We start from the raw sequence: 7,868 nt of genomic DNA, 5'->3' as shown, positions 1-7,868 counted from the left end.
AGCGGGAGAGGGGAGCACTTCAACTGCCGTTCGGCACCTCGCGGAGAGGGGCGCAGGGTGGGGGTGGGGGTGGTCGGAGGAAGAAGTGGATGTCTGAGCGAAGCGAGTTCACTTCTTCCGGAGACTACCCCCGCCCCCGACCGCCACACGACACCACCACGGCGGACGTCCTCGTGTTTCTACCGCCCCAGGAAGGTGCTCAGGTACCAGGTCGTCATCCAGTCGCCCCACGGCTCGGTGACGGCAGCGCCGAGCGCCAGGAAGATCCCGAAGGGCACCAGCTTCCCCGTCCGCATGCTGATGGGCGCGAAGATCAGCGTGCCGAGCAGCGCGCCCAGGAACAGGGTGAGCAGCACGCCCACCGGGCCGAGGAACGCCCCCACCATCGCCATCATCTTGATGTCCCCGCCCCCCATCGCCGGCTTCTTGAACGCCCACTCCCCCACGACGGCCACCGCGTAGAGCAGCCCGAACCCCAGCGCGGCGCCGAGCGCCGACTGCAGGGGGGAGATCCCCCCGGGCGCGAGCGAAAGGAGGATCCCGGCCACCAGCCCGCCCAGCGAGAACTCGTCCGGGATGGTGTAGGCGCGCGCGTCGGTGAGCGCGATCCCCAGCAGCAGGGTGAAGAAGAGCGCGGTGGAGAGCGCCTGCCAGGAGAAGCCGAAGCGGATCGCCGCCGCCAGCCAGAGCAGGGCTACGGTGAGCTCCACCAGCGGGTACTGGACGGAGATCCCCGTCCCGCACCCGCGGCACCGGCCCCGGAGCAGTAGCCAGCTCAGCACCGGGACGTTGTCGCGCCAGCCGATCTGCAGCCCGCACTCCGGGCAGCGCGAGCGGGGAGACACCACGGACTCCCCCTCGGGGAGGCGGTAGACGCAGACGTTCAGGAAGGAGCCCACCGCGGCGCCCACAAGGGCGGCGTAGGCCCAGACGAGATACTGTGGCATCGGGAGCGTTGTGGGAGGGTCAGCGGAGCAGGTCGTGGAGGAGGATGGCCGCCGCGGAGGTGACGTTCAGCGACTCGGCGCGGCCGCGGAGCGGGATCCCCACCTCGCGGTGCGCCCGCGCCCGCGTCTCCGCGGACACGCCGGCGCCCTCGTTGCCCATCACCAGCGCGGCGCGCTGCGGGCGGTCGTCGCCGAGAGGCTCGGCCCCGACGGCGGTGGCGAGGATCCGGAACCCCCCGGCCTCCAGCCGGGGGCCCGCCTCCTCCCAGGTGGCGGCGACGATCGGGAGGCGGAACGAGGAGCCCATCGCCGCGCGCACGGACTTGGGGTTCCAGGCGTCCACCGTGCCGGGGAGCGCCACGACCCCGACGGCGCCGAGCGCCTCCGCCGTGCGCACCATCGCCCCGAAGTTGCCGGGGTCCTGCACGGCGTCCAGCACCAGCACCACCGTCGGAGGCGACGCGGCGGCCAGGTCGTCCAGCCCGCGTACGGGGACCTCGGCCACGGCGACGACGCCCTGCGGAGTCTCCGTCCCGGCATACTCCCGCAGCTCGGCCTCCGACACCTCGCGCAGGGGGACACCGCGCCGGCCGGCCGCGGCGAGGAGCGCGCGCCCACGCCCGGTGTCCTCCAGGGAGGACGACCATGCGAGCAGGCGCGGGTGCAGGGGGGACGCGAGCAGGTCCTCCACGGCTCGCACCCCCTCCACCAGGAAGGCGCCCTCCGCCTCGCGATTCTTCCGCTGGTGCAGGCCCCGCAGGAGCCTCGATTCCCTGCGCGTCAACATAAGTCCATGTTGGTCCGGGACTTGCTTTTCAAACGCCCCGCACGGAGGAGAACCGAAACGAAGGGAGACCTTACGATGAGTCTTTTCGATCGCTTTCGCCACCCCGTCCTGGCGCTCGCGCTGGGCGGCGCGGTGGCCACCGCCGGCGGCTGTGCCCCGGCGATCTCGACGCAGCAGGAGGTGCAGCTCGGCCGGCAGAACGCCGCCGAGATCAACCGGCAGCTCCCCATCGTCCGGGACGCCGCCGTGAACCAGTACATCAACCAGCTCGGGCGCTCCATCGCCCGCGTCGCGGACCCGCGCGGGATCCCGTACACCTTCTACGTCGTCAACTCCAACGTGGTGAACGCGTTCGCGGTCCCCGGCGGGCACATCTACGTGAACCGCGGGCTGATCGAGCGCGCCGACAACATGTCGGAGCTGGCCGGCGTGCTCGCGCACGAGGTCGCCCACGTGGCGGAGCGCCACGGGATCGAGCAGTGGCAGCGGGCGCAGAACGCCAACCTGGGGCTCTCGCTCCTCTACGGCGTCCTCCTGGGCCGCAGCCCCGGCGCAGTGGAGCGGGTGGGCGTGCAGGCCGCGGGGGGCGCGGTGTTCGCGAGCTACGGCCGCGACGCGGAGCGCGAGGCCGACCTCCGGGGCGTGGACTACATGGTCCGCGCCGGGTACAACCCCCAGGGGATGGTCCGCTTCTTCAACGAGCTGCTCTCGGAGCGGAAGCGCAACCCCAGCCGGCTGGAGCAGTGGTTCTCCACACACCCGCTCACGGAGGAGCGGATCCAGAACACCAGCCGCGCCGTGGAGGCGATCCCCGCCGCCACCCGCGCCCGCCTGGCCACGGACACCCGCGCCTACCAGAGCTTCCGGGCGCGCGTCCGCTCCCTCCCCGCGGCGCGGCAGTGAGCCGGGCGGGCTCCCCCGCGCATCCCCGGGCCCGCCGGTCGCCGACCGCGCGGGCCCGCCTCGCCGGCTGGGCCCGCCTCTGCGCGCTGGTGCTCACGCTGGGGCTGGCGGGCTGCATCAGCGAGGACCGGGAGCAGGAGCTGGGCGACCGGATCGCGGCGCAGATCAACGCGCAGCTTCCGCTGGTGCGCGACCCGGCGCTCCACCTGTACGTGAACCGCCTGGGAGGGCTGATCGCCCGCAAGAGCGACCGCCCGGACGTCCCCTACCGCTTCTACATCGTCGACAGCCCCGGGGTGAACGCCTTCGCGCTTCCGGGCGGGCACATCTACGTGAACCGCGGCCTGATCGAGCGCACCAGCGACGTCTCCGAGCTCTCGGCCGTGCTGGCGCACGAGATCGGCCACGTGGCCGCCCGACATGGGGCCCAGAGCCTGGAGCGGCAGCTCCGGACCGGCTCCCTGATCTCCGTGCTCTACCGGGTGATCCTGGGGGGCGAGCCGGAGCTGCTGGACCAGACCGCCCTGCGGCTGGGCCACACCCTCTGGACCGCGTCCCACTCTCGCCAGGCGGAGCTGCAGGCGGACGAGCTGGCGGTGCGCTACCTGATCGAGGCCGGGGTGGATCCGCGGGGGATCATCACCTTCCTCAAGGGGCTCCTCCGGGAGGAGGCGGCCACGGAGCGCCGCACCCTGAGCCTGGAGTGGTTCTCCACGCACCCCATGACCGAGGAGCGGATCCGGCAGACCCAGGAGGAGATCGGGGAGGAGCTCCCGGAAGCCTCTCCCGGGCTGGCGCGCGACATCGCATCTTACCCGGCGTTCCTGCGGCGGGTGCGCGCGCTCCCGCCGCCGCCGATCCCGCACCCCGTCCCGCACCCCTGATGCCCCGTCCCCTCCCGGTGGTCCTGTCCATCGCCGGCTCCGACTCCGGGGGCGGCGCGGGGATCCAGGCCGACCTGAAGACCTTCCACGCCTTCGGCGCCTTCGGCACCACCGCGATCACCGCCGTCACCGTGCAGAACACGCGCGGCGTGACCGGGGTGCACCCCATCCCCGTGGAGACGGTCCGCGCGCAGGTCCGCGCCGTGGCCGAGGACCTGCGCCCCGCCGCCTGCAAGACGGGGATGCTGGCGACCGCGGAGCTGGTCTGCGGCGTCGCCGCCTCCATCCGGGAGCACGCCCTCCCCAACTACGTCCTGGACCCGGTGATGGTGGCCACCAGCGGCGACCGCCTGCTGGACCGCGACGCGGAGCGCACGATCGTGGAGGAGCTGCTCCCCCTGGCCGCCCTCGCCACCCCGAACCTCGACGAGGCCGCGCTCCTGGCCGGCTTCCCGGTGGAGGACCCCGCCGCGATGCGCCGCGCCGCCGGGGCGCTGGTGGAGCGCGGCGCCCGCGCCGCCCTCCTCAAGGGGGGCCACCTCCGCACGGACGAGCTGGTGGACGTCCTCTTCGACGGCCGCGAGTGGCACGAGTGGCGCCGCCCGAAGCTGCACACCACGAGCACGCACGGCACCGGCTGCACCCTTTCCGCCGCGATCGCCGCCGGCCTGGCCCACGGCCGCCCGCTGCGCGGCGCGGTGGAGGACGCGCTGGAGTACGTGCAGCGGGCGATCCGGAGCGCGCCGGGGCTGGGGAGCGGGCACGGGCCGCTGAACCATCTGGTGGGAATGAAGAATGTAGAATGAAGAATGTAGAAAGAACGGCAACGGCACGGCTCCTCGGCGAGCCGGGGGCTCCTCGCGACGGAGGAGCCCTTTCTACATTCTCAATTCTTCATTCATCTCGCCGCCTCGGAGGGGAGGTTCAGACCGGCCACGCGGGGGAGGACGCCGCGGACCAGCGCGGCCAGGCGGTCGCGCACGGCGGCGCCCACCTCCATCACCTCGTCGTGCGAGAGCTTCTGCCCGCCCAGCCCGGCGGCCAGGTTGGTGATGCACGAGATGCCGAGCACCCGGATCCGCAGGGCGCGGGCCACCAGCACCTCCGGCACGGTGGACATCCCCACCGCGTCGGCGCCGATCCGGGCGAGCATGCGGACCTCGGCCGGGGTCTCGTAGCTGGGGCCCAGGAGCGCGGCGTAGACGCCCTGCACCAGCGGGATCCCCAGCTCCAGCGCCACCTCCTCGGCGATGCGGCGGAACGCGGCGTCGTACGGGTCGCTCATGTCGGGGAAGCGCTCCTCGCCCGGGACCACGGCGCCGATCAGCGGGTTCCGCCACATGAAGTTGAGGTGGTCCGCGATCAGCATCAGGTCGCCGGGGCGGAATCCCGGGCGGACCCCGCCCGCCGCGTTGGTCACCACCAGCGTGCGGGCGCCCAGCGCGGCCAGTGCCCGGACCGGGAGCGCCACGTCCTCCGGCGCCCACCCCTCGTACAGGTGGAAGCGCCCCTGCATCGCCGCCACCTCCACCCCCTCCAGCCGCCCCGCCACCAGCGCTCCTGCGTGGCCCGCCAGCTCCTGCGTCCGCCACGGGAAGCCGGGGATGTCGCCGAAGGGGATGCGCACCGGGTCCTCGATCTCGTCCGCCATCCCGCCGAGCCCCGAGCCCAGCACCAGCACGGCGTGCGGCGCGCGCGTGAAGCGCTCGCGCAGGAAGGCGACGGTCTCGCCGATGGGGGTCGCGGTCTGCATGGCGGAAGTGCGGGAGTACGAAGCCGATGGTCCGGGCGAGGGGGAGATATAGCCGGGAGGCGGGGGAGGAGTCAACGGCGGGAGACCGGTGGCGGGGAGTTCCGGAGCATGTCAGGAGCACCCGTCATTTTGGCTCTCCCTGAGGCCTAAGCCCTGTCGAAACAGCAGGAAAAGCGGGCTGTGGGTGGCACATGGGTTGCACCCCCGGGACACCAGTTCCCGCCCCGCGCCCCTTCGCCGGGACGGTACGCTTTATAGCGGGGCGACCCGTTTTTTCGAGACGAACACGAAAGCTCACTGAGGAGAAACCCATGGCGAAAGTGATCGGAATCGACCTGGGGACCACCAACTCCGTCGTGGCGGTGATGGAGGGTGGTGACCCGGTCGTCATCCCCAACGCCGAGGGCGGACGCACGACGCCCTCCGTCGTCGCGTTCACCAAGGACGGCGAGCGCCTGGTGGGCCAGGTGGCGCGGCGCCAGGCCATCACCAACCCCAAGAACACCGTCTTCTCCATCAAGCGCTTCATGGGCCGCAAGGAGGCCGAGGTGAAGACCGAGGAGAAGATGGTGCCGTACGAGGTGGTGAGCGGCGCCAACGGGCTGGCGACCGTCAAGGTCCCCAACGCGGACAAGGCCTTCTCGCCCCCCGAGATCTCGGCGATGATCCTGCAGAAGATGAAGCAGACCGCCGAGGACTACCTGGGACAGACGGTGACGCAGGCGGTCATCACCGTACCGGCGTACTTCAACGACGCCCAGCGGCAGGCCACCAAGGACGCCGGGAAGATCGCCGGCCTGGAGGTGCTGCGCATCATCAACGAGCCCACCGCGGCGGCGCTCGCGTACGGCCTCGACAAGAAGAAGGACGAGAAGATCGCGGTCTACGACCTGGGCGGCGGCACCTACGACATCTCCATCCTGGAGCTGGGCGAGGGCGTCTTCGAGGTGAAGGCCACCAACGGCGACACCCACCTGGGCGGCGACGACTTCGACCAGCGTGTCATCGACTGGCTGGTGGAGGAGTTCAGGAAGGACCAGGGGATCGACCTCTCCAAGGACGCCATGGCCCTGCAGCGCCTCAAGGAGGCCGCGGAGAAGGCCAAGATGGAGCTGTCGACCACCTCGTCCACGGACATCAACCTCCCCTTCATCACGGCGACGCAGGAGGGCCCGAAGCACCTCAACGTCACCCTGACGCGGGCCAAGTTCGAGCAGCTCGTGGACGACCTGGTGCAGCGCACCATCCCGCCGATGCAGAAGGCGCTGCAGGACGCCGGCCTGAAGCCGGGCGAGATCGACGAGGTGATCCTGGTGGGCGGCTCCACCCGCATCCCCAAGATCCAGGAGGTGGTGAAGAGCTTCTTCGGGAAGGACCCGCACAAAGGTGTCAACCCGGACGAGGTGGTGGCGATCGGGGCGGCGATCCAGGGCGGCGTGCTGGCGGGCGACGTGAAGGACGTGCTCCTCCTCGACGTGACGCCGCTCTCGCTGGGGATCGAGACGCTGGGCGGGGTGATGACCACGCTGATCGCACGGAACACCACCATCCCGACCAAGAAGTCTGAGACGTTCTCCACCGCGGAGGACAACCAGACCACGGTGGAGATCCACGTGCTCCAGGGCGAGCGCGAGATGGCCACGTACAACAAGACGCTCGGCAAGTTCCAGCTCGTCGACCTGCCCCCCGCCCCCCGTGGCGTCCCGCAGATCGAGGTCACGTTCGACATCGACGCCAACGGCATCGTGCACGTGTCGGCCAAGGACCGGGCGACCAACAAGGAGCAGTCGATGACCATCACCGGTCAGAGCTCGCTCGACAAGGACACCATCGACCAGATGGTGCGCGACGCCGAGGCCCACGCGGCCGAGGACCGGCGGCGCAAGGAGGAGGCCGAGGTCCGCAACAACGCCGACAGCCTCGTGTACCAGACCGAGAAGGTGCTCCGGGAGCACGGCGACAAGGTCTCCGGCAGCGAGAAGGAGGCGGTCGAGTCCGCCCTCTCCGAGCTGAAGGAGGCGGTCGCCGGCGGGAGCGGCGAGGCGGACATCGAGCGCATCCGCAAGGCCACCGACGCCCTCATGGGCGCCAGCCAGACGTTCTCGCAGCGCCTCTACGAGTCGGCCGCGGCCGACTCTGGTGGGGCGGGGACGACCGGCGGCGGTGGCCAGCCGGGCGGTGACGACGACGTCGTCGACGCCGAGATCGTCGATGAGCCGGAGGGTCGTTCGGCGTGAGCGAGCCCACCCCGGACGTGGACGAGCTCGTCGAGGATGTCGGACTGGTCCCCGGCGGACCGGCCCCCCTCGACGAGGTGCCCCTGCCCGAGGACCTCCTCGCCGAGCCGGCGGGCGACGACGTCGCCCCCGGCGACGGCGGGGGCATGCCGTCGGTCGAGGACATCCTGAACGACCTCGAACGGGTGACCGCCGAGCGCGACGAGTTCCTCGCCCTTGCCCAGAGCAAGCAGGCGGAGCTCGAGAACATGCGCAAGCGCATGATGAAGCAGCAGGCCGACGAGGTGGCGCGCCGCAGCGCGGGGATCGTCCAGAGCCTACTGCCGGTGCTCGACGCGTTCGACTACGGCATCGCCC

Annotated in this window: 8 protein-coding genes; 5 read left to right on the top strand and 3 right to left on the bottom strand. The window is 71.5% G+C overall.

What is annotated here, in order from left to right:
• Positions 1 to 179: 179 nt before the first annotated feature.
• Together VGR37_07245 and VGR37_07240 are read right to left on the bottom strand one after the other, a co-directional pair.
• Positions 180 to 947: a prepilin peptidase gene (locus VGR37_07245; protein ID HEV2147181.1), complete on the bottom strand. Its 768-nt coding sequence runs from the start codon at positions 945 to 947 to the stop codon at positions 180 to 182.
• Positions 948 to 966: 19 nt separating this feature from the next.
• Positions 967 to 1,734 (bottom strand): RNA methyltransferase, encoded by a 768-nt coding sequence (locus VGR37_07240; GenBank protein HEV2147180.1) that lies wholly within the window; start codon positions 1,732 to 1,734, stop codon positions 967 to 969.
• Positions 1,735 to 1,809: 75 nt separating this feature from the next.
• On the opposite strand from VGR37_07240, the gene VGR37_07235 reads away from it, so the two are divergent.
• From VGR37_07235 to thiD, 3 genes are read left to right on the top strand one after another with little or no spacing between them, the layout of a single operon-like run.
• The gene (locus VGR37_07235) at positions 1,810 to 2,637 is read left to right on the top strand and encodes a M48 family metallopeptidase (protein HEV2147179.1); all 828 of its coding nucleotides are present in this window, start codon (positions 1,810 to 1,812) and stop codon (positions 2,635 to 2,637) included.
• Positions 2,634 to 3,521, top strand: coding sequence for a M48 family metallopeptidase (locus VGR37_07230; protein ID HEV2147178.1), 888 nt, complete (start codon positions 2,634 to 2,636; stop codon positions 3,519 to 3,521). Before VGR37_07235 ends, VGR37_07230 begins: the two co-directional genes overlap by 4 nt.
• The gene (thiD, locus tag VGR37_07225) at positions 3,521 to 4,327 is read left to right on the top strand and encodes a bifunctional hydroxymethylpyrimidine kinase/phosphomethylpyrimidine kinase (GenBank protein HEV2147177.1); all 807 of its coding nucleotides are present in this window, start codon (positions 3,521 to 3,523) and stop codon (positions 4,325 to 4,327) included. Before VGR37_07230 ends, thiD begins: the two co-directional genes overlap by 1 nt.
• A 92-nt stretch (positions 4,328 to 4,419) precedes the next feature.
• Here thiD and VGR37_07220 read toward each other — a convergent pair whose 3' ends face one another.
• Complete coding sequence (locus tag VGR37_07220; GenBank protein HEV2147176.1) at positions 4,420 to 5,274, bottom strand: purine-nucleoside phosphorylase; 855 nt, start codon at positions 5,272 to 5,274, stop codon at positions 4,420 to 4,422.
• A gap of 311 nt (positions 5,275 to 5,585) precedes the next feature.
• Here VGR37_07220 and dnaK point away from each other — a divergent pair, with 311 nt between their 5' ends.
• Positions 5,586 to 7,511: a molecular chaperone DnaK gene (gene dnaK / locus VGR37_07215; GenBank protein HEV2147175.1), complete on the top strand. Its 1,926-nt coding sequence runs from the start codon at positions 5,586 to 5,588 to the stop codon at positions 7,509 to 7,511.
• Positions 7,508 to 7,868 (top strand): nucleotide exchange factor GrpE (grpE, locus tag VGR37_07210; GenBank protein HEV2147174.1); only part of this gene is annotated, 361 nt, incomplete at its 3' end. The genes dnaK and grpE, both read left to right, overlap by 4 nt.

It is taken from the genome of Longimicrobiaceae bacterium, from assembly GCA_035936415.1.
Lineage (GTDB): Bacteria > Gemmatimonadota > Gemmatimonadetes > Longimicrobiales > Longimicrobiaceae > JAFAYN01.
This window is presented reverse-complemented; position numbering and strand designations above follow the sequence as displayed.